The 24,285-nt window shown below is 71.8% G+C and carries 22 protein-coding genes; 8 read left to right on the forward strand and 14 right to left on the reverse strand.

Annotated elements, in window-relative coordinates; genetic code table 11:
• Positions 1 to 6: 6 nt before the first annotated feature.
• Together OHB00_RS48645 and OHB00_RS48650 are read right to left on the reverse strand one after the other, a co-directional pair.
• Positions 7 to 1,530: an alpha-N-arabinofuranosidase gene (locus OHB00_RS48645; RefSeq protein ID WP_406445160.1), complete on the reverse strand. Its 1,524-nt coding sequence runs from the start codon at positions 1,528 to 1,530 to the stop codon at positions 7 to 9.
• Positions 1,531 to 1,688: 158 nt separating this feature from the next.
• A complete protein-coding gene (locus OHB00_RS48650) occupies positions 1,689 to 3,134 on the reverse strand; it encodes a glyceraldehyde-3-phosphate dehydrogenase (RefSeq protein WP_406445162.1) in 1,446 nt (481 codons plus the stop codon).
• A gap of 176 nt (positions 3,135 to 3,310) precedes the next feature.
• Here OHB00_RS48650 and OHB00_RS48655 point away from each other — a divergent pair, with 176 nt between their 5' ends.
• A complete protein-coding gene (locus OHB00_RS48655) occupies positions 3,311 to 4,504 on the forward strand; it encodes a hypothetical protein (protein WP_406445164.1) in 1,194 nt (397 codons plus the stop codon).
• Between the two features lie 368 nt (positions 4,505 to 4,872).
• Here the strand turns inward: OHB00_RS48655 and OHB00_RS48660 are convergent, their stop codons facing one another.
• Positions 4,873 to 5,187, reverse strand: a complete 315-nt coding sequence (locus OHB00_RS48660; RefSeq protein WP_406445166.1) for a hypothetical protein — start codon at positions 5,185 to 5,187, stop codon at positions 4,873 to 4,875.
• Positions 5,188 to 5,361: 174 nt separating this feature from the next.
• A complete protein-coding gene (locus tag OHB00_RS48665) occupies positions 5,362 to 5,550 on the reverse strand; it encodes a hypothetical protein (protein ID WP_406445167.1) in 189 nt (62 codons plus the stop codon).
• Positions 5,551 to 5,701: 151 nt separating this feature from the next.
• Between OHB00_RS48665 and OHB00_RS48670 the strand changes: the two genes are divergently transcribed.
• From OHB00_RS48670 to OHB00_RS48695, 6 genes are all read left to right on the forward strand, one after another.
• Positions 5,702 to 5,875, forward strand: coding sequence for a hypothetical protein (locus tag OHB00_RS48670; protein ID WP_406445168.1), 174 nt, complete (start codon positions 5,702 to 5,704; stop codon positions 5,873 to 5,875).
• Positions 5,876 to 6,052: 177 nt separating this feature from the next.
• Positions 6,053 to 7,249 carry an exo-beta-N-acetylmuramidase NamZ domain-containing protein gene (locus tag OHB00_RS48675; protein WP_406445170.1) on the forward strand — a complete coding sequence of 399 codons (1,197 nt, stop codon included), beginning with the start codon at positions 6,053 to 6,055 and terminating at the stop codon, positions 7,247 to 7,249.
• 77 nt (positions 7,250 to 7,326) lie between these two features.
• Positions 7,327 to 8,316 carry a GNAT family N-acetyltransferase gene (locus tag OHB00_RS48680; RefSeq protein ID WP_406445172.1) on the forward strand — a complete coding sequence of 330 codons (990 nt, stop codon included), beginning with the start codon at positions 7,327 to 7,329 and terminating at the stop codon, positions 8,314 to 8,316.
• A complete protein-coding gene (locus tag OHB00_RS48685) occupies positions 8,313 to 9,614 on the forward strand; it encodes an ABC transporter substrate-binding protein (protein ID WP_406445173.1) in 1,302 nt (433 codons plus the stop codon). Before OHB00_RS48680 ends, OHB00_RS48685 begins: the two co-directional genes overlap by 4 nt.
• Positions 9,608 to 10,570, forward strand: coding sequence for a carbohydrate ABC transporter permease (locus tag OHB00_RS48690; protein ID WP_406445175.1), 963 nt, complete (start codon positions 9,608 to 9,610; stop codon positions 10,568 to 10,570). The genes OHB00_RS48685 and OHB00_RS48690 overlap by 7 nt, the downstream gene beginning before the upstream one ends.
• A complete protein-coding gene (locus OHB00_RS48695) occupies positions 10,567 to 11,436 on the forward strand; it encodes a carbohydrate ABC transporter permease (RefSeq protein WP_406445177.1) in 870 nt (289 codons plus the stop codon). The genes OHB00_RS48690 and OHB00_RS48695 overlap by 4 nt, the downstream gene beginning before the upstream one ends.
• A gap of 130 nt (positions 11,437 to 11,566) precedes the next feature.
• On the opposite strand, the gene OHB00_RS48700 is transcribed toward OHB00_RS48695, so the two are convergent.
• The 5 genes from OHB00_RS48700 to OHB00_RS48720 all read right to left on the reverse strand — a co-directional run bounded on the left by OHB00_RS48700 (position 11,567) and on the right by OHB00_RS48720 (position 17,230).
• The gene (locus OHB00_RS48700; protein WP_406445179.1) at positions 11,567 to 12,865 is read right to left on the reverse strand and encodes a hypothetical protein; all 1,299 of its coding nucleotides are present in this window, start codon (positions 12,863 to 12,865) and stop codon (positions 11,567 to 11,569) included.
• Positions 12,862 to 14,190, reverse strand: a complete 1,329-nt coding sequence (locus OHB00_RS48705) for a neutral/alkaline non-lysosomal ceramidase N-terminal domain-containing protein (protein WP_406445180.1) — start codon at positions 14,188 to 14,190, stop codon at positions 12,862 to 12,864. Before OHB00_RS48705 ends, OHB00_RS48700 begins: the two co-directional genes overlap by 4 nt.
• A 44-nt stretch (positions 14,191 to 14,234) precedes the next feature.
• Positions 14,235 to 15,527 (reverse strand): MFS transporter, encoded by a 1,293-nt coding sequence (locus OHB00_RS48710; RefSeq protein ID WP_406445181.1) that lies wholly within the window; start codon positions 15,525 to 15,527, stop codon positions 14,235 to 14,237.
• 69 nt (positions 15,528 to 15,596) lie between these two features.
• A complete protein-coding gene (locus OHB00_RS48715) occupies positions 15,597 to 16,178 on the reverse strand; it encodes a carboxymuconolactone decarboxylase family protein (RefSeq protein ID WP_406445183.1) in 582 nt (193 codons plus the stop codon).
• Between the two features lie 257 nt (positions 16,179 to 16,435).
• Complete coding sequence (locus OHB00_RS48720; protein ID WP_406445185.1) at positions 16,436 to 17,230, reverse strand: helix-turn-helix transcriptional regulator; 795 nt, start codon at positions 17,228 to 17,230, stop codon at positions 16,436 to 16,438.
• A 324-nt stretch (positions 17,231 to 17,554) separates the two neighbouring features.
• Here OHB00_RS48720 and OHB00_RS48725 point away from each other — a divergent pair, with 324 nt between their 5' ends.
• Complete coding sequence (locus OHB00_RS48725; RefSeq protein ID WP_406445187.1) at positions 17,555 to 17,722, forward strand: hypothetical protein; 168 nt, start codon at positions 17,555 to 17,557, stop codon at positions 17,720 to 17,722.
• 203 nt (positions 17,723 to 17,925) lie between these two features.
• Here OHB00_RS48725 and OHB00_RS48730 read toward each other — a convergent pair whose 3' ends face one another.
• The 5 genes from OHB00_RS48730 to OHB00_RS48750 all read right to left on the reverse strand — a co-directional run bounded on the left by OHB00_RS48730 (position 17,926) and on the right by OHB00_RS48750 (position 24,282).
• Positions 17,926 to 19,302, reverse strand: coding sequence for an alpha/beta hydrolase-fold protein (locus OHB00_RS48730; protein ID WP_406445189.1), 1,377 nt, complete (start codon positions 19,300 to 19,302; stop codon positions 17,926 to 17,928).
• 28 nt (positions 19,303 to 19,330) lie between these two features.
• Positions 19,331 to 20,746 carry a hypothetical protein gene (locus OHB00_RS48735; protein ID WP_406445190.1) on the reverse strand — a complete coding sequence of 472 codons (1,416 nt, stop codon included), beginning with the start codon at positions 20,744 to 20,746 and terminating at the stop codon, positions 19,331 to 19,333.
• A gap of 427 nt (positions 20,747 to 21,173) precedes the next feature.
• The gene (locus OHB00_RS48740) at positions 21,174 to 21,779 is read right to left on the reverse strand and encodes a GPP34 family phosphoprotein (protein WP_406445192.1); all 606 of its coding nucleotides are present in this window, start codon (positions 21,777 to 21,779) and stop codon (positions 21,174 to 21,176) included.
• A 176-nt stretch (positions 21,780 to 21,955) separates the two neighbouring features.
• A complete protein-coding gene (locus OHB00_RS48745; protein WP_406445194.1) occupies positions 21,956 to 23,557 on the reverse strand; it encodes a sensor histidine kinase in 1,602 nt (533 codons plus the stop codon).
• Positions 23,554 to 24,282, reverse strand: coding sequence for a response regulator transcription factor (locus OHB00_RS48750; RefSeq protein WP_406445195.1), 729 nt, complete (start codon positions 24,280 to 24,282; stop codon positions 23,554 to 23,556). Before OHB00_RS48750 ends, OHB00_RS48745 begins: the two co-directional genes overlap by 4 nt.
• Positions 24,283 to 24,285 lie beyond the last annotated feature (3 nt).

Below are 24,285 nucleotides of genomic sequence, written 5' to 3' on the forward strand. Positions count from 1 at the left end.
TGCGGGTCAGCGCTGGTTCAGGGGAGCCTGGACGGTGACGAACGAGTGGGGCGGGAGGGTGAGCCGCAGTCCGCCGGCGGTCACGGACACACCGTCGAACGCCCGGGGGGAGACGGCGGCAGACGCCTCGGGGGTGTTGTGGGCCTGGGGCTTGTCGGCGGTGAGGATCCGGGCGGCCGGCTCGCCGAGGGTGCCGCCGCGCAGGTCGAGAGTGACCTCGGCCGGTTCCTCGGCGTCCAGGTTGCTCAGCGAGATCAGGACCGTGCCGTCCTTGACACTGGCCGAGGCGGACACCGTCTCCAGCTCCGCGTCCCCGACCCGGCGCCGGGCGCCCTCGGCGCGCAGGTGCACCGGCAGCGAGGTGGCGTCCTGGTGGCCCTTGTTCATCTCGAAGACGTGGTAGGTCGGGGTCAGGACGAGGGCGTCGCCGTCGGTGAGAAGCATGGCCTGGAGCACGTTGACGGTCTGGGCGATGTTGGCCATGTGCAGGCGGGCCGCGTGCTTGTGGAAGATGTCGAAGTGGGTGCTCGCCACCAGCGCGTCGCGCAGGGTGTTCTGCTGGAACAGGAACCCGGGGTTGGTGCCGGGCTCCACGTCCCACCAGGTGCCCCACTCGTCCAGGACCAGGCCGACGGTGCGGCCCGGGTCGTAGACGTCCATGACCGTGGAGTGGCCGGTGAGGATGCGGTCGATGCGGTGGGCCGACACCATCGTGCGGTAGTAGTCGTCCGTGCCGAAGCCGGTGGCGCTGCCCTTGGCCTCCCAGGGACCGGAGAGCGTGTAGTAGTGGACGGAGACGCCCTGGAAGAACGTCTTCGGGGTGGCCTCGCAGCCGAAGCAGCTGATCTGCTGCATCAGGGTCTCGGTCCACTTGTAGTCGGCGTCGGAGGCGCCCGAGGCGATCCGGTAGAGCTTGTTGTCGCCGTGGTCGCGGCAGTACGTGGCGTACTGGCGGGCCAGGTCGGCGGAGTACTCGGCACGCATGTTGCCGCCGCAGCCCCAGGTCTCGTTGCCGATGCCCCAGTACTTCACCCGCCAGGGCTCCTCCCGGCCGTTCTCCTTGCGCAACCGCACCATCGGGCTGTCGCCGTCCCGGGTGAGGTACTCGACCCACTCGCTCATCTCGCGGACGGTGCCCGAGCCAACGTTGCCGCTGATGTAGGGCTCCGCGCCGAGGAGTTCGCACAGGGCCATGAACTCGTGGGTGCCGAAGTGGTTGTTCTCCTCGACGTTGCCCCAGTGCGTGTTGACCATCCGGGGGCGCTGCTCGCGCGGGCCGATGCCGTCCTGCCAGTGGTACTCGTCGGCGAAGCAGCCGCCCGGCCAGCGCAGGTTGGGGATGTCGAGCGCACGCAGGGCTGCCACCACGTCGAGGCGGATGCCGCCCTCGTTGGGGACCGGGGAGTCCTCACCGACCCAGAAGCCGCCGTAGACGCAGCGGCCGAGGTGTTCGGCGAAGTGGCCGTAGAGATGACGGCTGATCGTCGGGCCCTCGATGTCGAGGTTGATGATCGCGGTGGCTGTGGACACGTGGGCACTCCTGATCGACTGGCACGTTCGATATACAGAACGATGTCCGCTGGAACGTTTGTATCGATAAAAACTGCCGTCGGACCGCTTGTGCGTCAAGAGTGCGGACGGCCCGGCCCCCTCTCGTGGAGGGGCCGGGCCGGAGGCGGGGAGGGGCGTCAGGCCGCCGTCGCCGGGAAGGTCGGGTACTCGACGCCGGAGACGTACTGGACGACCCGGACCACCTGGCAGGAGTAGCCGAACTCGTTGTCGTACCAGAGGTAGAGGATCGCGTTGTCGCCCTCCACCTTCAGCGCTCCGGCGTCGACGATCGACGCGTGGCGCGAGCCGATGAAGTCGCTGGAGACCGCGTCCGGGGCGGTGATGAAGTCGATCTGGCGCTTGAGCGGTGAGGTCAGCGACACCTCGCGGAGGTAGTCGAGGACCTCCTCGCGGGACGCCTCGCGGGCCAGCTGGAGGTTGAGGATGGCGATCGACACGTCCGGCACCGGGACCCGGATCGAGCTGCCGGTGATCCGGGCCTTGAGGTCCGGCAGTGCCTTCGCCACGGCGGAGGCGGCACCCGTCTCGGTGATGACCATGTTGAGCGGCGCGGACCGGCCCCTGCGCTCGGACTTGTGGTAGTTGTCCAGCAGGTTCTGGTCGTTGGTGAACGAGTGCACGGTCTCCACGTGCCCGCGCAGCACCCCGTACTCGTCGGCCATGGCCTTCAGTGGCGGCACGATCGCGTTGGTGGTGCAGGACGCGCAGGACAGGATCTGCTCGTCCGGCTTGATGGTGTCGTGGTTGACGCCGTGCACGATGTTCGGGACGTCGCCCTTGCCCGGCGCGGTCAGCACGACCTTCTCGATACCGGGGCGCAGGTGCTTCGACAGGCCCTCGCGGTCCCGCCACTTGCCCGTGTTGTCGATGAGGATCGCGTCCCGGATGCCGTACTCCGTGTAGTCCACGGCGCTCGGGTCGTCGGCGTAGATCACCTTGATCTCGTTGCCGTTGGCGAGGATGGTGCTGGTCTCCTCGTCCACGGTGATCGTGCCGTGGAACTGGCCGTGGATGGAGTCGCGGCGCAGCAGCGAGGCACGCTTGACGATGTCCTCGCCGCCCGCCCCCCGCACCACGATGGCCCGCAGCCGGAGGCCGTTGCCCGAGCCGGCCTTCTCGATGAGCAGCCGGGCGACCAGCCGGCCGATGCGGCCGAAGCCGTACAGGACGACGTCCCGGGGCTCCCGGCGGTCGATCTTGTTGGCGCCGGTGGCCCCGGCGACCGCCTCCGCGGTGAACGCCTCGACCGTCAGGCCGCGGTCGTCACCCTTGTAGGTGGCCGCGAGCATGCCGATGTCGATCTGGGACGGGCCGAGGTCGAGTGTGGTGAGCGCCCGCAGGAACGGCATCGTCTCGGTGACCGAGAGCTCGGCCCCGTCGATCTGGCGGGCGAAGCGGTGGGTCTTGAGGATGCTGACCACCGACTTGTTCACCAGGGAGCGGCTGTGGAGGAGGACCGTCACGTCCCGCTCCCGGTGCAGCTTCCCGATGAGCGGGATCATCGACTCCGCGATCTCCTCGCGGTTCTTCCAGTTGGTGAACGAGTCGTCGTTGACAGTCACAGACCTGAATCTCTCGATCGAGCTGGGTGGCGCTCATATGGTAAACCGGCCGGTGAATGATCGATCAAGGGGGTCCGGCTGTGATGCGGGTCGCGAAGTCCTGAACCCGTGCCGAAGACCGTAAGAAACCTCCGTGTCGCGTTGCGCCGTCGCGGGCCGCTGCCCAAGGTCGGAGCGTGAGCACGTCCTCCGTCCCTCGGCCCGAGCCCGCCGCACAGCTCGGTCCCGCCCACTCCACTCCCGTCCGCCGCACCCCGTCCGGCCTGGTGCCCGCCCTCGCCCTGTTCACGGCTGTCCGCCTCGCCGGAGTCGCCGCCGTAGCGGCGGCGAACCACGCCATGGGACGCCCGCTGGTCAGGAACCTCGCCCACGCCTGGGACGCCCGCTGGTACCTGCACATCGCCACCCACGGCTACGGCGACCTCATCGAGATCACCCGCAAGGGAGCCGTGCAGACCGACTGGGCGTTCTTCCCGCTGTACCCCGGCCTCGTCCGCGCCCTGACCACGGTCCTGCCCCTCACCCCCGGCAAGGCCGCACTGGCCGTCGCCGGGACCGCCGCCGTCGTGGCCGCGTGGGGCATCCACCGGATCGGCGACCACCTGTACGGCCGAGCCGTGGCCATCGCGCTCGTCACCCTGTGGGCCGTGCTGCCCCAGTCGGTCGAACTCACCATCGCCTACACCGAGTCCCTCTTCACCGCCCTCGCGGCCTGGTCCCTGTACTGCGTCCTCAAGGGCCGCTGGCTGTGGGCCGGCAGCCTGGCCGCGCTGGCCGGGCTGTCCCGTCCGAGCGGCTTCTCGGTCGCGGCCGCCGTCCTGGCCGCGGGGGCGCATGAGGCGGTACGACGACATGGCCGCGCCCCGCTCGCCCTGTGGGCCGGATGCCTGCTCGCCCCGCTCGGCTGGCTCGGCTACGTGCTGTGGGTCGGGCAGCGCACCGGCAGCCTGCTGAACGGCTACTTCGAGGTGCAGCGCGCCTGGAGCTCCCGCTTCGACTTCGGCGCGGGCTCGCTGCGCTTCCTCAAGGGCCTGCTCCTGCACGGCGGCGGCTTCGTCTACGCGGCGGACCTGGTGATCGTCGCCGCGGGGGTCCTGCTCTTCTGCCTCCTGTGCCTGGACCGGGCCCCGCTGGCCCTGGTGGTCTTCGCGGGCGTCCTGGTCCTGGTGGTCGTGGGCGGCTCGGGTTCGTTCTCCTCCAAGCCCCGCTTCCTGCTCCCCGCCTTCCCGCTGCTGATCCCGCTCGCCCGTGGCCTGGTCAGCAGCCGGCGGGAGCATCCCGCCCAGGCCGTGCTCGTCGTCGGTGCCCTCGCCGCGGTCTCGCTGCTGTTCGGCGCCTACGTCATGGCGGTCGCCCGCGCACCGCTGTGACGTCCGGTACCGGTGTTCGGCGCACCGGACGTCACTCGATCGGGTGGTGGCGTTCGATGACCCGTTCCGCTCGGACCTTCGCTCCGGTTGACGGTCGACGGCGTGCCCGGCCGCCGGCCGCGCCGCCGTGACCGTGCCGGCCCTGCTGGCCGCCGCCGTCTGCGCGGTGTTCGGCACGGTGTCACCGGCCGCCTCGCCACCGGCGGCTGGACCCCCGCCGGAGCGGGCCGGGATGCCGTCCGGCTGACGGCCGCGCCGCTGCCCGCACGCGGACCGGTGGCGCCGATCACGAGGTGGTGATCGGCGCCACCGGTCCGCGTGCGGGCAGCGGCCCGCACGCTCGGCCCGAAGGGGAGCGAGGCGACGGTTCAGCGTGGGTTGAAGACCACGCTGGCGAAGTGGACGCCGCCGGACGCCGAGTGGCCGGGGGCGACCCGGTGCGTGGTGCCCCTGCACTTCGGCTTGCTGTAGACGACGAGCGCCTTCTTCGTGGCGTTCTGCGGCCCGCGCGCCTCCTGCGCCATGTCGAGGCACTTGCGGTCCGGCGGGTTCTGGATGGCGTACGCCTTGCCCTTCGGCCCCACCCAGACGAACGTCCCTTGGGCGGCGGCCGCCGGACCCATGGTGAGGACGGTGAGGGCGAGCCCGCCGAGAGCGACGGCGAGCGGACGGAGCAGGCGCATCATGAGTTCCTTCGTGAACGGTGACAACAGTGACAAGGGCGGCGGAAGGACCGGAGCCCGGCGCCATCACACACCGTCACCGCACCCGGATGCCGCGGCGACACGGAAACATCCCACGTCCGGGCGACACCCGTCGGCGTGTCGTGGCGTCCGGCCCGGCCGGCGGCCAAGGGCTCACACGAGCGCCACCACCAGCGCGACCGCGACGGTGAGCGCCGACAGCCCGACCATCGCGGTCCGCCATACGGCGGACGGCGGCGGGCCCGGCGGTGCCGGATCGGAGTCGTGTTCACCCAGGTGGGGGCTGTCCAGCCAGTAAGCGTCGGACAGTTGGGCGAAGGAAGGGGTGTCGCTGAGGCCCATGCCTGTTCCAACGTCCCTGACGTGCACGGGAGTCGGTGGAACCGGTGTCGTCACACCATCGGGGCAATCGGTTCCCCGAACGGCCGCTCCCGCAGCGATGCACCTTGGGGGGCGGGGATAACGCGGTTGGAACCCTTGGAACCGCAGCCGGATGGCGGGCCGGGTCCGGCGCCGGTACGCCCGGGCACCGGCCGACGAGCGGACCTGGACCCTCACCGCCAAGACCAAGATCCTGCTGATCAGCCTGGGCTCCTGCGGCACCCTGCTGGGCCTGGCCGAGGCCGCCGGAGCACTCGACCCGTCGGCCGGCGACGGCCGACGGTGAGCCCTGGACTATCTCTTCTCCGACAACAGCGAAGGCGGTTGATCACATGGTGGGCGCTCGGGAACGGGTGACGCCGGGGTGCGTGAGCCGTCGGCGATTCATGGCCGGAATTACCCGGCATAAGAGTAAATTCCTGACCATTGCTTGCGAGAGGTGTCACCGGCAGACGGGCAAGGGATGAGCACGGACGACCGCGTGACGGTGACGACCGGGATCGCACGACTGCACGCGGCACCCGGACTCGCCGGGCCCGGCCGCTTCGGGCTGGTGACCAACCACACCGGCGTCCTGCCCGGCCTGCGCCCGGCCGCACCCGCGCTGCTCGCGGCCGGCGCGCCCCTGGTCGCCCTGTTCGGTCCGGAACACGGACTGCACGGGACCGGCCAGGCCGGCGAGAGCGAGCCCGCCCGGACGGACCCCGACACCGGCCTCCCGGTCCACGACACCTACCGCCGTGACGGCGAGCGACTGGACAAGCTGCTGATCGACAGCGGTGTCGACGCCCTCGTCCACGACCTGCAGGACATCGGGGCCCGCTGCTACACCTACGTGTGGACCATGTTCGACCTGATGGTCTCGGCGGCCCGTACCGGCATCCGGTTCGTGGTCGCGGACCGGCCCAATCCGCTCGGTGGACTCGTCAGCGAGGGGCCGCCGCTCGAACCCGCGTGGGCCAGCTTCGTCGGGCGCGCCGCCATCCCCCTACGGCACGGCCTCACCTGCGGCGAACTCGCCCGGTGGCTGAACGCCTCGGCCGTGCCCCTAGCCGCGGGCCGCGCGGCCGACTTGACGGTGATCGAGGCCCTCGGCTGGCGGCGCGCCATGGACACCGCCGCCACCGGGCTGCCCTGGATCGCGCCCTCGCCCAACATCCCGACGCCCACCACCGCGGCCGTGTACCCCGGCACCTGCCTCTTCGAGGGCACGAACCTCTCGGAGGGGCGGGGCACCACCCAGCCCTTCGAGATCGTCGGCGCCCCGTACCTCGACGCCCGGTTCGCCCCCGCGCTCGCCGAACTCGCCCTGCCCGGCGTGCACTTCCGTGACCTGCGGTTCGTACCGGCCTTCCACAAACACGCCGGCCGGCAGCTGCGCGGGGTCCAGCTCCACATCACCGACCGTGCGGTGTTCGCACCCGTACGCACCGCCGTCGCGATGCTCGCCACGCTACGGCGGCTCTACCCGGACGACTTCGCCTGGCACACCACGGACGGCGGCGCCGAGGGCACCGGCCACCGGCACTTCGTCGACCTGCTGTGGGGGTCCGACCGGCTGCGCCGCACCGTCGACGCGGGCGACGACCCGCTGCCCCTGTGCGGCCCACCGTCCCCGCCCTGCCGCTGGGCCGGCGACGACGCGCTGCTCTACCCCTGAGACCCTCCGCACCGCCCCCTTCGGACCGACCGCTCGCTCCCCGATCTCCGCCGCACCGCTCGGAAGGACCCCCGTCGATGACCGATCCGACGACTCTCACGGCGACGACCCGGGCCGGTGTCCGCGGCTTTCGCGCGGGCGACGGACCGCAGATCGTGGCGGCGTGGCGGCGGAGCGCGCCGGCCGACCCCGTCACCACCGACCGCTTCCGCTCCCTGGTGCTGCTCGACCCCAACTTCGACCCGGAGGGGCTGCGGGTCGCCGTCGTAGGCGACCGGGTCGTCGGCGCCGCCTACGCGGTGCGCCGGCTGACCCCGATGGCCGGCACCGACCTGGAGCCGGAGCAGGGCTGGATCCCGTTCTTCTTCGTCACCCCGGAAGCCCGCGGGCGCGGCCTCGGCCGCCGGCTGCTGACCGAGGCCCTCGACTGGCTGCACGGTCACGGCCGCACCCGGGTGGACTTCTCCTCCTACACCCCGAACTACGTCTTTCCCGGCCTGGACGCCGAGGCCTACCCGGAGGCGGCCGGTCTTCTCGACTCCCTCGGCTTTCGCACCCTGTACGAGGCGGCGGCGATGGACCGCGTCCTGGCCGGCTACCGCCTCCCGGACGACATCGTGCTCCGGGTGGACCAACTGACCGCACGGGGCTACCGGTTCGCCACCCCGGCCGACGACGACCTGGTGGACCTCCTCGCCCTCGCCGGAAGCCGTTTCGGGCCGGACTGGGCGTGCACGATCCGGGCGTGTCTGACCGCGGGCACACCGCTCGACCGGATCGTCGTGGCCCGCGACCCCGGCGGCCGCATGGTCGGCTGGGCGATGCACGGCGCTTTCGACTCGGTGGACGAGCGGTTCGGCCCGATCGGCGTGCTGGAGGAGATGCGCGGCACCGGACTCGGCGAGGTCCTCCTGCACCTCGTCCTGGAGCGGATGCGGGCGCTGCGGGCGCACTCCGCGTGGTTCCTGTGGACCGGCGCGCAGTCCCCGGCGGGCCACCTCTACCGCAAGAGCGGATTCACCACGACCCGGGTGTTCCGGGTGCTGCGCCGGGAGGCCGCCCGGTGACACCGTCACTGAGCCGGCGTCACTTCGCCCTCGGGCTTCCCTCGGCGTTGCTCGCCGCCGGCTGCGCCGCCCCGCATCGAGGCACCGGACGGCCCGGCGACCCGATCGTGCTCACCCTGCTCTCCCACTACGCGAGCGGCGAGCTCAAGAAGGCTCTCCAGGGTCCGGTGGACGAGTGGAACGCCCTGCACGACCGGGTCAAGGTGCGGACGAAGGCCGTCGAGTTCACCGACCTGCTGACCACCTTCATGGTCCGGCAGGCGGCGGGCCAGGGCACGGACATCCTGCACCCGTACTGCCTGTGGAACGGCCAGCTCGTCCGCGCCGGAGTCCTGCGGCCGGCACCGCCCGAGCACGCCGAGGAGGTCGGCCGCGGTTACGGCACCGCCGCCGTCGGCTCCGCATCGGTCGCGGGCACCGTCTACGGCTACCCCACCGAGATGCAGACGTACGCCCTCTACTACAACAGGCGGCTGCTGCGCGAGGCCGGTGTCGACGGCCCGCCGCACACCTGGCCGGAACTGGAGGAGGCCGCGTACCGGACCTCCAGGCAGGACCGGTACGGCAACACGCTGGTCCAGGGATTCGGGCTGTCGACCTTCGACGACTCCACCACCGTCGGTCAGACCCTCGCCCTGCTCAACGCCGCCGGCGGACGGTTCGTCTCCGCGGACGGCAGGCGCACCGCCATCGACTCGCCGGCCGGCCGCGCCGTGTTCGACCTGGAACGCCGCCTCGTCGACAAGGGCGCGAGCGCCCCCGGCGTCAACGTCTACCAGGCGTTCGCCTCCGGACAGGTCGCCATGGTGATCAGCGCCGGCTGGTGGACCGCGAACCTGAAGGCGCTGATGGGCACGGCCTACCGAGAGGTCGGCGTCGCGCCCGTGCCCCTCCCCGAGCCGGACGCCAAGCGCGCCACGCTCTCCACCGGCTTCATGCTCGGCGTCAACACCGCCAGCGAACACCCGCGGGAGGCCTGGGAGTTCCTGCGCTGGCTCAACGTGGACAAGGTGCGCGGCGCGACCCGGATGAGCGCCCTGCAGGCGTCGGCCGGCTCCCTCACCGGCCGCGCCGACGACATGCGCACCCTCCTCGGCACGGGCGGCGACCCCAACCTGCACCCGTTCCTGGACGCGCTGGCGTACGCCGTACCCGAACCCAACGTGCCGGGCGCCCAGCAGGCCAAGTCGCTGCTGCGCAAGAACATCGAGGCCCTGTGGACCGGTCAGCAGACGGTCGACGAAGCCCTGCGCTCCACCCGCCGCCAGGTCGATCAGGAGGTGTCGCGGTCATGGTGAACGCCACCCTGGCACCGGAGCCGACCGAACGGGCGGCACGCGAGAGGTCCGCCGCTCGCACCGCCCGTGTCCGCACCCGGCACCGGCGCCGCCAAGTCGTCGTCGCCTACCTCTTCCTGGCGCCGACACTGCTGTTCTACGCCGTCTTCCTCGCCCTGCCGCTCGGCTTCGCGATGCTGCTCTCGACGTCCCGCTGGGCCGGGTTCGACCTCGGCGACATCGAGCCGGTCGGCCTGGACAACTTCGCCGGCCTGTTCGCCGGCGGTTCGACGTTCCTGGCGCCGATCCTCACCAACACGCTGCTGTTCGCCGTCGGCACCGTGGCCCTCGCGCTCGCCGGGTCGGTGCTGGTCGCCACCTGCATCGACAAACTGCGCTACCAGGGGCTGTGGCGCACCCTGTACTTCCTGCCGATCGTCACCACCGTCGTCGCCGTCGGCAACGTCTGGAAGTACATGTACCAGCCGGGCGGCCTCGTCAACGGCGTCCTCAACGCCGTCGGGCTCGGCTCCGTGGCGTTCCTCCAGGACCCGGACACCGCGCTGCCCGCGGTGGTGGTCGTCCAGGCCTGGGCCTCCGTCGGCTCGGCGATCCTCGTCCTGACCGCTGGGCTGAAGTCCATCCCGGAGTCGTACTACGAGGCCGCCGCGCTCGACGGCGCCGGGCCCGGGACCGTCTTCTGGCGGATCACGCTGCCGCTGCTGCGGCCGTCCCTGCTGTTCGTGTGCGTCACCCAGTTCCTCACCGGCCTCCAGTCCTTCGCGCTGATCATCGTGATGACCAGGGGCGGCCCCGGGGATGCTACCGACGTGGCCGCCCTTGAGATGTACCGGCAGGCCTTCTCCTACGGCGACTGGGGCACCGCGAGCGCCGCGGCCTTCGTGCTGTTCACGGTGGTCCTCGCGGTCACGCTGGTGCAGTTGTGGCTCTTCCGGCGCAAGGGGGAGGACGCGTGATCCGCCGCCGTTTCCCGTGGCTGTCGTACCTGCTGGTCGGCACCGGCGCGGTGCTCACCGTGGTGCCGTTCGCCGACATGCTGATGACGTCCTTCAAGGGGCCCGACGAGGCGGGCACGCTGCCCTACCGGTTCCTGCCGAGGGCCTTCGACCTGTCCAACTACCGGGCGGCGATCCACCAGCTCGATCTGCCGGTGCTCTTCCGCAACAGCGTCGTCGCCACCGGCACGATCACCGGTTCGGTGCTGCTCACGTCGTTGCTCGCGGGCTACGCGCTCGCCAAACTACGGTTCCCCGGCCGGGACTTCGTCTTCCGTCTCGTGCTGTCGACGATGATGTTCCCGCCGTTCCTCTTCTTCGTCCCGCACTTCCTGATCCTGGTGCACTGGCCGCTGGCGGGCGGCAACGACCTGCTCGGGCGCGGCGGCGCGGGACTGACCGTCAGTATCGTGGCGCTCGCCGTGCCGTTCCTCGTCAGCAGCTTCGGGATCTTCCTGACCCGCCAGTTCATGGTCTCGATCCCGGACGAGGTCCTGGAGGCCGCACGTATCGACGGCTGCGGCGAGTTCACCGTGTGGTGGCGGATCGTCGTCCCGCAGACCAAGCCGGTCCTGGTCACCCTCGGCCTGCTCACCTTCGTCGACGCCTGGAACGAGTACATCTGGGCCCTGCTCGTCTCGACGGCCAACCCGGCCGTGATGACCCTGCCCGTCGGCATCCAGTTTCTGCAGGACTACGTCGACCCCACCCGCACACTGCCCATCGTGATGGCCGGCCTCGTCCTGAGCGTCCTGCCGGTGCTGGTCCTCTTCCTGCTGCTGCAGAAGTACTACATCAGAGGCGTGATGCTCAGCGGCCTCAAGTGAGGGCCGAGGCATCACGCCCGCGGCCCGCGCCGGAAGCGGCAGGACCCGGTGGCTCGCCTCGCCGGGGCCACTGCCGGTCCAGGCCAGGTGCCGGTGTCCGTTCCCCGGAGACCGCAGGGGCCGCGTGACGTCAGGCGTCGGCGGTGCCGTCCGCGGCGGCCAGCGAGCGCAGGATGCCGACGATCCGACCGGCGACGGTCTCGGCCGCGCCCCTGCCGTACCGGGAGTTCATGGCCTCGTAGGTGATCCGGTCGTAACTCCCTTGATCGGCCATGTACTTGGCGGCGCCGTTGACCATCGTGACCACACAGGTCCGCGGGAAGGGCGAGGCCCGTCTGACGGCCAGTCCCGTGCGCGCGTTCAACTCGGCCTGGACACCGGCGAGAACGGTGTCGCCGATCCGCACCACCACCAGCGGCGCCTCGGCCGTGCCGTCGGGTTCGAAGGCGTACCGGGTCGACGGGCGCAGCGCGTCCAGCCCGGCCGGGGGTTTCTGGGCGGGGACCCGCACCCGGTCGTGAACAACCCGCAACGGTACGGCGAGCGGTGCGGTACCGATACCGTCACTCACCCGCACGGCCGTGTCTGCGAGGCGCTCGGCCAGCAGGTCGAGCGCCTCACAGGCATCGCGGGGCGGTTGCCGGGGACGCGGTTCGGTGCCGCCCGGGCCGGGCGCGGCAGGGGCTGCGACCGGCCGCGGTGCCTGGTCTCCGGCGGCGCCGATCAGGAAGAGGGCCACCGTGCCGTCGCCGTAGCGCGCCTCGATCCGCCGGACCGCCGCGCCCGCCAGGTCGGCGCTCACCTCCCGCCCGCCGGTGCGGGTCGTCGCGTCCTTCAGCACCGAGGACTGGACGGCGAAGTTGACGAGCAGGGCGACGGGCCGGCCGTCGAGGTCGTCGACGCGCAGCACCCCCACGCTGTCGTCGGTCTCGCCTTCGGTATCGGCGCCCAGCCACCAGCCGTCCGGCGTGGGCACGTCCCGCTGTACGTTCACCGCACACCTGCCGCGGCCGAAGCCGATCCGGGCGGCGCGCATCGTGTGCGCGGCCAGGGTCGCAGCCCGTACCACCGCGTCGTGCACGGCGTCGGCCAGCAGGGTGTTCTTCCGCACCCCCTCCTCGGGCACCCGGTCCGGTGGCAGCACGTGCGGTGCGGAGAAGGTGTGGCTCGCCACCACCAGGCAGTCGGGCGGCTGCACGGCACAGACGCGGTGGACGACCTGCCGGGTGCGGTCGATCTGGTCGTCGAACACCGACGTCTGGTCGATCACCACCACGGCCAGCCGGGTCACCCCGTCGTCGAGGACGGCCACCCGCACGCAGAGCGGGTCGCGCACGGACGTGAACCCTTCCCAAGGCAGCAGGCCCGGGGGCAGTTCGACCTCCGCCCGGCCGGCTCCCGCGGTGAGGACGGTGCCGTCCCCCGTCATGCCGGTCCTCCGCGGTGTTCTCGGGCCGGTCGGCCGGCGAGCATGTCCAGTACCCCGTCCACGATGGCGTTCTCGGCATACCCGCGCCGGACCGGGCAGCCGTTGACCGAGTGGACGGGGCGGTCGAACCGGGCGTCGTCGGGCAGGTACCCGATACGGTCGTTGGCGAGGGAGACGAGGATCGTGCGGGTCAGCGGCGACCGCTCCCTGAGCCGCCGGCCGACTTCGGTGACGACCTCGCCCGACACCCCCGCCAGCGCCACGTCACCGATCCGGATCAGGGACAGCCGCAGCGGCACCGTGTCCGCCGCCTCCTGCCGCATGGTCTCCATGACGTCCTGGCCCGGCTTCACCAAACACGCGACCGTGCGCTGCCGGGCGCCGAGGCGCACCGCCGGGTCGAGGTCGCCGAGCCCGCGCGCCACCCGCAGCGCCTCGGCGGCGACCATCAGGCCCTGGGCCGCCATGGCCGCGTACGCGAGTTCCTTCTGCCGCTCGCCCGGGCGCACCCCGAACGCGACACCGAGGTCGATGCGTGGGGCCTGGTCGCCCAGCGGGCCGGGCGTCCACAGGGCGACCGCGCCCGGGGAGCCGTCGTCCCGGAGCACGTCCTCCATGTGCCGGCACGCGGCACCGGCGAGATCGCCGCTGATCTCCGAGGTGCCGAAGGCCACCGTGCAGTGCACCGCGTAGTTGACCAGGAGCGCGATCGGCCTCCCGGTGAGATCCTCGAACTTCAGCACCCAGACGGTCTTGTCGGACGGGCCGTCCGCGTTGTGGCCGAGGCTCCAGCGCCCGTCGGCGTACACCTCGCGGTTGACATTGACGTCGGCACTGCCGGTGCCCACGCCGAACCGGGCCGGCCGCGCCGTGTCCCGGGCGGTGCGCAGGGCCGCGAGGATCCGGTCGTAGACGAACTCGGTGTAGGCGAACGACTCCGGGCCGCCCGCGTGGGCCAGCGCGCCGGGTGAGACACCGGCGATCCGCGGCGCGTTGTGGGTGTGCGTGGCGGTGACGACGACGTGGTCCGCGGGGATGCCGAGCTCGCTCTCGACGCGCCGGCGCACCTCGCTGACGTCGCCGGCCTCGATGAGGTCCAGGGAGACGAGGGCGGCTTCGGTCTCCGAGTCGTCGAGGTAGAGCGCGCGGAGGAAGAGGGGGTCGTGGACGCCGGAGAACTCGCCGGGCATGGGATGCAGGCCCGTCAGGTCCTCGGGGGTGATGTCCGCCCTGGCGGCCCCGACCCGAAGCCGGCCTGTGGCCGGGTCGGCTGCCGCGGCGGTGGGGGCCGTCGCGGTGGGGCGACGGTGGTGCTCGGAAGACAAGGTGGACTCTCCTGTGAGGTACGGGAAAGGGGAGACGTGCAGGGTCAGGGCGAGCCGGACAGGGACGCGCCGGAGCCGGTGGGCGCGGTGCCGGACACCTGCCCGTCCTCAGGGCCCGCCAGGCCGTGCTGCGGCAGGCGGGGCAGCCAGAGCAGGCCGATGACCGTGGCGGCCGCGCCGAGCACGATCAGGATGCCCATGAACAGGGTGGGCGTCTCCTGCACCAACGTCGGGGTGAACAGGCCGAAGACCGCCATCACGTACCGGGCGGCGCCGAAGGTCAGACCCTGCGCGGTGCTGCGGATCCCGGTCGGGAAGATCTCCTGGCTCCACACCTTGTACAGGCCCTCGCCCGCCCAGGTGCCCGCGACGGTGTTCGCGAGGAACAGCACCACCAGGGAAGCCAGCGAGTAGCCGCCCACGATGGCGGCCAGCGGACCGGCGGCCAGGGAGACCAGGCCGACCACCATCAGCACCCGGCGCGTCGGTGAGTCGGCCAGGCGCTGGAAGAGCAGGGCGACCGCGATGCCCACGGCCATCGTGCCCCAGCCGATCAGACTGAACACCCGGACGGTGGAGTGGCCGAGATCCACCACGAGGAAGCTGCCGAACTGGCCGACGGTGTTGGGCATGATGCCGCTGATCACGAAGTACAGGCCGGTCGCGAGCAGGCCGGCACCGTACGGCTTGCGGAAGGCGGAGCGCAGGTCGGGACGGCCGGCGGGCGCGGTGCGGGAGCGCTGCCAGTCGGCCGACTCGGTCACCCCGCGGCGCAGCACCCACACCACGACCGAGACGACCAGCAGGTGCCCGAACATGATCTGGGCGCCCGTCATCCCCATGTCGCCGACGAAGTAGCCGATGATCTGGGTGACGGCGACACCGGCCAGCCAGAGCGTCTGCGCGTAGGCGACGGTGCTGCTCTGGCGCCCCGCGGCGGACTCCTCGGCCATCAGTGCCAGGGAGGTGGGCACGTCGGCACCCATGGCGAGGCCGGTGATGACGACGCCGATGAACAGGCAGGTCTGGTCGGGGGCGAGGAGGACGACCAGGACGCCGACCGCGTAGACGACCAGGTCGACGGAGTAGACGGCGCGCCGGCCCAGCAGGTCGCCGAGCCGGCCGCCCACGACCGCGCCGGTGGCGAACATGAACATCAGGACGGAGTTCAGGGCGCCGACCGACCAGGTGCTCAGCGCGAAGTGCTTCTGCAGGATGACCGACGCCATGCCGACGGTGACGATCGTGGCGCCGTCCAGGTAGGACGCCATACCGCCGAGCGTGGCGGTGCGCCAGGGACGGGGACGGGGGTGGGGGTGGACTGCGGTTGTGGACACGTCGATGTGCCCCTTTCGCTTCTGGGGGGACGGCAGGCGGGACACTCCCGCGGTTCTGGTGCGGCTGTGTCAGGAGGTGGCACCCGCGCGCCGTGTGCGCCGGAAACCGGTCACATCGGGGAACGGCGGCTCGGTGCCGGACGGGAGGTCCACCTGAAAGGTGTTGAGGACGAGAGCGAGGGCCGCGAACCCGCCGATCGCGACGACCAGATCGACCAGCGCCCGCTCCCCGAACCGCGCCAGCGCCGCGGCGTAGGTGGCGTCGTCGACGAAGTGGGTCTCCAGCGCCTGACCGACGAACTCGTGGAGGATCTGTTCGTCGGCCCGGGGGAAGCCCGGCTCCTCGCCGCGGGCGAGTCTGGCGAGGGCCGCCGCATCCAGGCCGGCAGCCAGGCCCTTGTCCAGGTGGGCGAGCCACGAATGCTGCGCGTCGAGGCGGCGGGCCACGATCAGCAGCGTGAGCTCCCGCAGCCGCGGCGGCAGCGCCGCGTCCCGCATGATGGACGTGCTGAGCTCCTCCAGCCGCGAGCCCAGCTCCGGACTGTGCAGAAGCACCCCGAAGGGACCGTTGACGCCACCCCGGCGTTCCTGGAGCCGAGCCCGCAGACGCGCCTGTTCCGGGGTCAGGTCGTGAAGCGGTGTCAGTCGCACGATGCCTCCTGCTCACAGGGGCCGGGAACGGGGAAGTGGCCCGCCGAAAACATGACCGAGTCCGAGCGGCGCCGTCTACGTGCCGGCACCACCGCAGACGGCAGGCATACGTTGCTTGCCAGCGAGGTTCACGGGCGCTCAGTACCGTCGCCTGGCACACGGCGCACCGGGGAGGCCGGGTCGAGCACCTCGCGCGCACGCTCACCGTGCGCCTCGCGCACCGATCCCGAGGGGCGCGGGCCTCGCCGCGCTCGGTGTCAGACTCCGAGACCGTCGGCCATCCGCTCCTGGGAGACGGCGTGGTGCCAGGCGGCATCCCGTGCCTGGGCGTAGCGCAGCACATCGGCCGGCGCGGTGAACAGCTCGACGGCCCCCGCCTCGTCGGCGTCGTCGAAGTGCAGGACGGCGACGGCGCGGGTGTCGAAGAGCCAGAAGTCCTCGGCGGGCAGGCCCAGTTCACGGGCCTTGCCGCGAGTGAGGAACCGGATGTCCTCACCCGCGGCGGCGTTGCGCGGGGTGTTCTGCAGGAGCAGGTACACCTGGCATTCCGTGTACGGCTCGTCGATGACCCGCACCCGCCGGAACCGCTTGCCCAGCGCGGCCTGCGCACGGCGGTCACGGCACCAGGGATCCTCGGCGTCCCAGTGCACATGCCGTCCGGCGGTGAAAGCCGCGTACTCGGGGCGCCGTTCGTGCCAGGCATAACGACGGCGTCCTTCGAGCCGCCAGGCGTTGCGCTCGAACTCCGCGAACATGCCGGCGAACTCGTGGGCGCCGATGATGCGGCCGGTGTCCGGCCGTTCGGCCGACGTGTCCGGGTGCAGCTCGGCCAGCTTCCTCAACAGGTCGGCGTACGCCTCCCGTTCCGGCCGCCGCGGCTCCGCCCTGCCCGCTTCCCAGTCGCTCACCGTCGGCCGACGGACGTGCAGTGCGTCGGCGACCTGCCCCTGCGTCAGGCCGTGCTCGACACGCAGGCGCCTGCGCTCGGCCGGTGGCGGCAGCGGTACGGCCGACGCGATCAGCGCATCGACCTTGTCGGACAACTCGGCCATGGCCACCCACCCACTTCGTTCTCGACGTGGAACGCAAGCGCCGGACCGCACCTGCGGCCGACCCTGAAACGTACAAACACCGTACCGGGCTGAGCCCGCACGGCGGCAGCGGCCAGTCGTCCGCCCCGAGCGGGCCTGCGTGGCCATCGGGACACCGCCGCGCCGGGCCGAGCTCGCCACGTTCATGATCTCCGTCGTCCTGTGGAGCAGGGTGGCATCGCCATGGCGTCGCCGCCGCGGCCCGCCGAGCGTGTCACGACGTATCGGCAGGCGGGATGATGGCGAAGGGAAGCCGCCCGCCGCCCGGGCCTGCGGCGGTCGTTCGTGGACAGCGGCCTGGTCGAGGGGCAGGAAGCCCGGGGACGCCGGGTCCTCGCGCTGACCGAAGCCGGCCGCGAGCATGCGCCCCAGCAGTGGGACGACACCGCGGAGCAGGCGCCCTCCGCCGCGGACGAGCACCACTCACCGCTGCGGGCGAGAGGGAACGGCTGAAGGCCGCCGCACGCCAGGTGCCGGCCTCGGAAGCGTCCCCGGAGCAACTGGAGGAAGCGGTCGCCGCCGTCCGCGGCGCCCGCCGGACGCTGTACCGGATCCTGATGGACCAGTGACCCGCCGGGCGGCATGCGACAGCGTGCGAGGCCCGTCGCCCTGCCCACGGACCTCGCACGCTTAGAGATTCCCGTTCTGCCCCGGGGTCACATGGACTGCTTCATGAGCCACTCCCGGATGCCGGGGATCGAGTAGGCGATCTGCCAGGTCCCCGTGTGCGCGTTGGACGCGCCGGTCGTGGCGGTGACCGTGCCCGTCAGGAAGGTCGCGTAGTTCACCGGCGCCTTCTGCTTCTCCAGGGCACGTACGTCCGCGGCGAACTGCGCGGCGCCGGCACCCGCGTCCCACACCGCGGTGCCGACCTTGGTGCCGGCGGCCTCGATGACCGCGGTGATGGCGTTCTCACCGGGAAAGGCCTTGGTGTCGTCCTGCGCGACGAGGATCCAGAGCTTCTTGTCCGCGAGCGGCGCGGCCTGGCTGTCCGGCCACTGCCCGGCGACGATGTAGCCGGCGGCGAAGAGGTCCGGGTACCGGATGTTCAGTCCGAGCGAGAGCATCGCGCCCATCGACTGCCCGGTGGTGTAGCGCCGCCTGGTGTCGATGCTGTACTTCTCCGTCACCGCCTCCACCAGGTGGGCGGTGGTCTCGAAGAGCGAGGTCGGCACGTAGTTGTCGTCGATCACGACCTCGCCGTACTCGGGCGCGAGCACGAACGACTCGTGCCGCGCCTGGTCCTCGGGGCTGGCCCAGCAGACCGCGCCGAGGCCCTGGACCAGCGGGCCGACGGTGTCGACGTTGACGACGCTGGCGTCGTGCATGAACAGCACCAGCGGGTACTTCCTGCGCGGGTCGTAGCGCTTGGGGACGAAGAGGTTGTACTTGAGGCTCCGCCCGGTCGCCGGGTCGTCGAAGGTGAACTGCCGGAAGTCGTCGACGATCGGGTTGACCACCGCGCTGGTCGTCACCGCGGTTCCGTCCGCTGCATAGCGCCTGCCCCGTACGGTGGTGACGGTGCCGGTCTGGGTCACGGTGGCCTTCGCGGGCACGATCGGGCCGCCCGGGGTGGTGTCGCCGGCCGTCGGACCGCCGCCACCGGTGCCGCCACCCGCACTGCCCGACGGGCTGGGTGTCGGGCTGCTCGACGCGCCGACGGCGTCCTTTCCCCAGAGCAGGGCGGCCTTGTCCTCGGGCGAGAGTTCGACGATGACGTACCGGCCGTCCTCGCCCCGGTCGGCGACCGCGGTGGTGCGGTTCGCGTAGACCTTGGTGACGGTGCGGTCGGTGACCGCGAACGCCGACGTCGTCAGGGACGAGCCGTCGATGTCACGGTCGTACTCGACCGCCACCGCTGTCAGCTTCTGTCCTTCGCCGTACACCTTGGTGATCGCCGTGGCGCCGACGATGTGCCGGCCCTCCGACGCCGGCTCGTCCGAGCCCGCGGCGGCCGCGACCGCCCCGCCGCCGAGTACGGCCGCGGTGCCGAGCCCGGCGGAGCCGGCGATGAGCGCACGCCTGGTAACCAAAACAAACTCCTCTGTCGGTGGGGGGATGTCAGCCGCGCAGCGAACGCAGCATCTCGCCGGCCTTGGCCGCGACCGTTTCGGCGGCACCCTGGGCGTAGGAGGAGTCCATCGCCTCGTACGTGATGCGGGCGTAACTCTGCGCCTCGGCCATGTTCTTCGCGCCGCCCTCAAGCATCGACATGACCGCGGTGTGCGGGAACGGGGAGTGCTTCCGGATGCCCAGCGCGGTGTCGGTGGACAGCTCCGGCTCCACTCCGACGAACGCACCGTCGCCGACCTGCAGGACCCAGATCGGCACGTCGGCCGTGCCGATCGGCGTGAAGTCGTACGACGTGGTGGGCGCCGTCGGATGGCCCATGGCCACCGTCCTGACCGTGACCGTGTCGGTCAGCAGACGCAGCGCGGCCCCCGCGTGCGAGCCCGACGTCCTGATGGTCTCGCTGACCCGGACGGCTTCGGTGCCCAGTCGCTCGCCCTGTACGGTCAGCAGGATCCAGCCGGCGTCCCGGGCGTCGACCTGGGACCAGTTCCGGTCCTTGTCGATGGTGTAGCGCTTGGACCTGAACGCGGGGGACTGGTCGCTGCAGGACCCGACCAGGAAGAACCCGACGACGTCACCGCCGTACTCCTTCTCGACGTGCGCCACTGCCGCGCCGGCCAGGTCTGCGCTGATCGGCAGGTCCCCGTTGGCCATGACCGACTCCATCATGACCGAGGACTGCACGCTGTAGTTCACGAGTACCGCGATCGGGTTGCCGTCGACGTCGTCGAAGCGGGTGACGCCGACGCTCTTGTCGGACGGCCCCGACTCACCGGTGCCCAGCCACCAGCCGTCGGCCGTGTGGACGTCCCGGTTGACGTTGACGTCGCACGTGCCGGTTGCGTAACCGACCCGGGCGGTCCGCAGCCCCTGTACGGCAGCCGTCACCGCGGTCGAGGCCGCCGCGGTGATGTTCTGCACGTACTGGGCGGCCCCGGCGCTGCTGGTGCTCGCCTGCACGTGCGGGGCGGAGAAGGTGTGGGTCACCGTCACCACGATGTCGCCGGTCGCCACCGAGGCGGTCCTGGAGACGACCGCGCGTATCTGCGCGATCGCCTCCGCGCTGATCGACGTCAGGTCCAGCACCACGAGGGCGACGCGGCCGGAGCCGCTCTCCAGCAGCAGGACGCGCACATAGAGGTCGTCGTGGACGGTGGTGAAGCCGTCCAGCGGCAGCAGGGAGGCCGGAATGCCGATGGCGGACCGGCCCGCACCCACCTTCAGCCGGGGTTCGGCCGACGAGCTCACGGCCGACGAGGCCTCGGCCGCCCGGGCCGCACCCCCGCCGCCCGCGAGGGACGCGGCCGCCACGGTGGCGGCGATGGAGCCGTTCAGAAACGACCGCCGGTGCAGCCGGCCGTCCGCCCCGGCCGTGTTGTCCTCGTTGATCGGCCTCAAAGTCATCTCCTTCCAGCGGGAACAACCGACCGCCCCTATTCGGCCTCCCGGGAAATGGCGGGCGATTATCCGCTGTTCTCGTCGATAATTTGCGGCGCCGGGTAAAGCAGAAAACCGGGAATGCCATGTCGACGCGCCGTGATCGTTGCACCGGCATAACGGGCCGTCAACGGAGATGACGCGGAACCTATGATTGCACGCGACGGCAGCATGCCATCGGCGCTGTATGTCGCATGGGCAGGCAATTCCTGTCGGATTCCTGAGCAAGTTTATGAGGAGTATATGAAAGGGGACTTCCAGGCGGCCTTGACAGGGGGGAAGTCCGCCAATAGGGGGTGCGGTCCAACGGCTGCGCGAACAGGCAGCCGCTGGACCACTGGCCGAGAACCGGCGGTGACGGGAGTGCGGGCCGTTCAGTCGTGGACGGCGACCGTCACAGGCCACGCCACACGTTGTCGAAGGCCGCGTCCTCGATCTCCCGGCGCTGCCGTACCGCGGCGAGTTCCGTCACGGCGTCGCTCACCGCGGCCACCACCGTCACGGTCGCGTCGGGAGCCGCGCCCGTGAGGTCCTTCGCCGCCTCGTCCGGGATTCCCACGGCGGCGGCCAGGGCGGCGAGCACCGGCTCGCCGGACGTCCAGCGTTCGTGCGCCCGGACGCGCTCGGGCGAGTCGGCCGGCTCCGTCCGGCCGGTCGGCAGCGGCAGCCAGCGCCGCCGTTGCTGGGCGACCGTCCCGTCCGCCTCCAGGGCGTCGAGATAGGCCGCGCCCAGGCCGCGCCCCCGCCGCCACAGCCAGTCCTCGACCGACTCGTACGGCGTCTCCCGCCGCAGCGCCGCCACCGCCTCGTCGAGGAGCCGGTCACCCGCCCCGCCCGCCGCGGCGGGCACGATGAGGTCGCCGTCGAGCGTGGCCGCCCCGGCGTCGATGAGATCGACCAGCTCGGCTCCCGCGAGCGCCAGCGAGAGGTCGCCCTGTTCGACGGGCCGGGCGGCGGCGTCGTACACGGTGACGAGGAACAGGTCCCGGGGTGTGGTCATGTCGGACTCCCCAACAGAGACGACGGAGGCGCCAGAGGTTTCTGAGGCACCAGAGGTAACAGACCTAACAGAGGTACCAGAGACAACGGCGGCGCCGGTGAAAACGATGCCGGGTCGGGCGCCTCGCAGTCCTGCGCCCTCGGCCGTACCGCACCGGCGCCGTGCGGTCCAGCCTGTCACTGCCGCGGGCCGGGCCGGGGGAAGAGAGCGTCCGTCTGCGGTGGAAGCCCGGCCGGGGGAGGGCCTGCCGGCGGTGCGGGACGTGGGGCCGCGCCGGCGGATCCGGTCAGGGAACTTGCAGGGGAAAGCCGGGTGGCGGTGCCGGCGAGCGGCAGCGTGACGGTGAACCGGGTGTCGCCGGGCGCGCTGTCCACCTCGACGCGACCGCCGTGCGCCTGGGTGATCGCGGCCGCGATGGCCAGTCCGAGCCCCGCTCCGCCCGCGCTGCCGGGGGCGCGGGAGCGGGAGGCGTCACCCCGGGTGAAGCGGTCGAAGACCGTCGGCAGAAGGTCGCCCGGGATGCCCGGCCCGTCGTCGTGCACACGGATCGCGCAGTGCCCGTCCGCCGCCTCCACCGTGACGGTGATCCGCGTCCCGGCGGGGGTGTGCACCCGGGCGTTGGCCAGCAGGTTGGCCACCACTTGGTGCAGCCGGGACGGCTCGCCGATCACCGTGGCGGGCGCGTCGAGGCAGAGCACCAGCTGCCAGTGGTGGTCCGGACCCGCCGCCCGTGCGTCCCAGACCGCGTCCCCGACCAGGGTCGCCAGGTTCACCTCGGTGGCCTCAAGCGGTCTGCCCTCCTCAAGCCGGGCGAGCAGCAGCAGGTCCTCGACCAGTCCGGTCATCCGCGCCGACTGGTCGGAGACCCGGCGCCAGGCCAGCTCCGGTTCGATCTTCCGGGTCTCCACGCCCATCAGCATCAGCTCCGCGTATCCGGCGATCGAGGCAAGCGGGGTGCGCAGCTCATGGCTGGCGTCGGCGAGGAAGCGCCGCATGTGCTCCTCGGCGCGCTGGCGTTCGGACAGGGACCACTCGACATGGTCGATCAGCCGGTTCAGCGCGACGCCCACCTGGCCGACCTCGGTGCCAGGGTCGGTGTCCGGCACCGGCACCCGGGTGAGCCCGCTCACCTCGCCCCGGTCGAGCGGTGCCTGCGAGACCTCGACGGCGGTGGCGGCGACCCGCCGCAGCGGCCGCAGCTGACGCCGGATCGCCACCGCCGACACGGAACCCGCCAGCACCAGCCCGACCCCGGCGATGCAGGCCTCGATCACGACCAGGGAGTCGATCATGCGCTGCACGCCGCTCACGGGCAGCCCGGCCAGCATGGCGGTGCCGCCCTCGGTGACGGCCGTCAGCCGGTAGGCGCCGAGGCCCGGGACGGTCCGGGTGTGCAGGGTCCCGTCGGCCGGGATGCCGCTCAGGGCGGCGCACTGGGCCGCGGTCAGGGAGCGCGGTCCGTCGTCGGTCACCACCTCGGCCGTGGCGATCGCGTCGCCGTTCATGAGGGCGGCGAGGGTGCCGGTGTGCTGGCCGCGCTCGTGCAGGAAGCCGAGACTCGCGCCGGGCGGCGCGTGCTCCCGGCCGCCCTGGCTGTGCTCGGCGGCGTCGGTGACCCGCTGGTCCAGGTCCTTGATCAGGTAGTAACGCTGGACGAGCACGGTGGCCAGCGCCATCGTTGTGCACACGGCGGCCAGGGTGAGGGAGTGGACGAGGACCATCCGGGCCCGCAGCGAGCGTGCGCGCAGACGGGTGAGGGCCCGCCCGACGGCCGTCATGCCTCGTCGTCCGCCGGTCTGATGACGTACCCGGCGCCGCGCACGGTGTGGATCATCGGCCGGCGCTCCTTGTCGATCTTCGCGCGCAGACCGTAGACGTACACCTCCACCAGGTTTCCGCCGCCGTCGAACGAGCTGTGCCACACGTGGTCGAGGATCTGGTTCTTGCTGAGCACCTGGCGGGGGTGGTCCATCAGGAACCGCAGCAGGTCGAACTCCTTGGCGGTGAGCGAGATCGGTGTGCTGCCCCGGCGCACCTCGCGGCTCCGCTCACCCAGCACCAGATCGCCGACGACCCGCACCCCCTCCTCCTCCGCACCGGCCTCGCCGGCCCCGGAGCGGCGCAGCAGTCCGCTCAGCCGGAGCATCACCTCCTCCAGGGAGAAGGGCTTGGTCACGTAGTCGTCGGCGCCGGTGGTGAGCCCGTCGAGCCGGTGCTCCACCGCGTCCCGGGCGGTCAGCATCAGCACGGGCAGCCTGGCGTTCTCGTACCGCAGCCGCCGCAGCACCTGGATCCCGTCCAGGTCGGGCAGCATGCCGTCCAGCACGACGGCCTGCGGTCCGCAGGTGCGGGCGGCGCGCAGCGCGCCGTACCCGTTGCGTGCCACGAACGGTTGCCAGCCCGCCGCGCTGACGGCGGCCGAGAGCAGCTCGGTCAGCTCGGGCTCGTCGTCGACGATCAGCACCCGGATCGCGCCCGGCGCCGGTGTGGGGGTGTCAGCCATGGG

Origin of the sequence: Streptomyces sp. NBC_00631 (assembly GCF_045206895.1) — a bacterium.
GTDB lineage: Bacteria > Actinomycetota > Actinomycetes > Streptomycetales > Streptomycetaceae > Streptomyces.

Excerpts from the sequence above, each read along its gene's own strand:
- OHB00_RS48660 (WP_406445166.1), bottom strand. The coding sequence starts at position 5,187 with ATGCGCCTGCTCCGTCCGCTCGCCGTCGCTCTCGGCGGGCTCGCCCTC.
- OHB00_RS48665 (WP_406445167.1), bottom strand. The coding sequence starts at position 5,550 with ATGGGCCTCAGCGACACCCCTTCCTTCGCCCAACTGTCCGACGCTTAC.
- OHB00_RS48670 (WP_406445168.1), top strand. The coding sequence starts at position 5,702 with ATGGCGGGCCGGGTCCGGCGCCGGTACGCCCGGGCACCGGCCGACGAG.
- OHB00_RS48675 (WP_406445170.1), top strand. The coding sequence starts at position 6,053 with ATGAGCACGGACGACCGCGTGACGGTGACGACCGGGATCGCACGACTG.
- OHB00_RS48680 (WP_406445172.1), top strand. The coding sequence starts at position 7,327 with ATGACCGATCCGACGACTCTCACGGCGACGACCCGGGCCGGTGTCCGC.
- OHB00_RS48690 (WP_406445175.1), top strand. The coding sequence starts at position 9,608 with ATGGTGAACGCCACCCTGGCACCGGAGCCGACCGAACGGGCGGCACGC.
- OHB00_RS48700 (WP_406445179.1), bottom strand. The coding sequence starts at position 12,865 with ATGACGGGGGACGGCACCGTCCTCACCGCGGGAGCCGGCCGGGCGGAG.
- OHB00_RS48720 (WP_406445185.1), bottom strand. The coding sequence starts at position 17,230 with ATGGCCGAGTTGTCCGACAAGGTCGATGCGCTGATCGCGTCGGCCGTA.
- OHB00_RS48735 (WP_406445190.1), bottom strand. The coding sequence starts at position 20,746 with ATGACTTTGAGGCCGATCAACGAGGACAACACGGCCGGGGCGGACGGC.
- OHB00_RS48740 (WP_406445192.1), bottom strand. The coding sequence starts at position 21,779 with ATGACCACACCCCGGGACCTGTTCCTCGTCACCGTGTACGACGCCGCC.
- OHB00_RS48745 (WP_406445194.1), bottom strand. The coding sequence starts at position 23,557 with ATGACGGCCGTCGGGCGGGCCCTCACCCGTCTGCGCGCACGCTCGCTG.
- OHB00_RS48750 (WP_406445195.1), bottom strand. The coding sequence starts at position 24,282 with ATGGCTGACACCCCCACACCGGCGCCGGGCGCGATCCGGGTGCTGATC.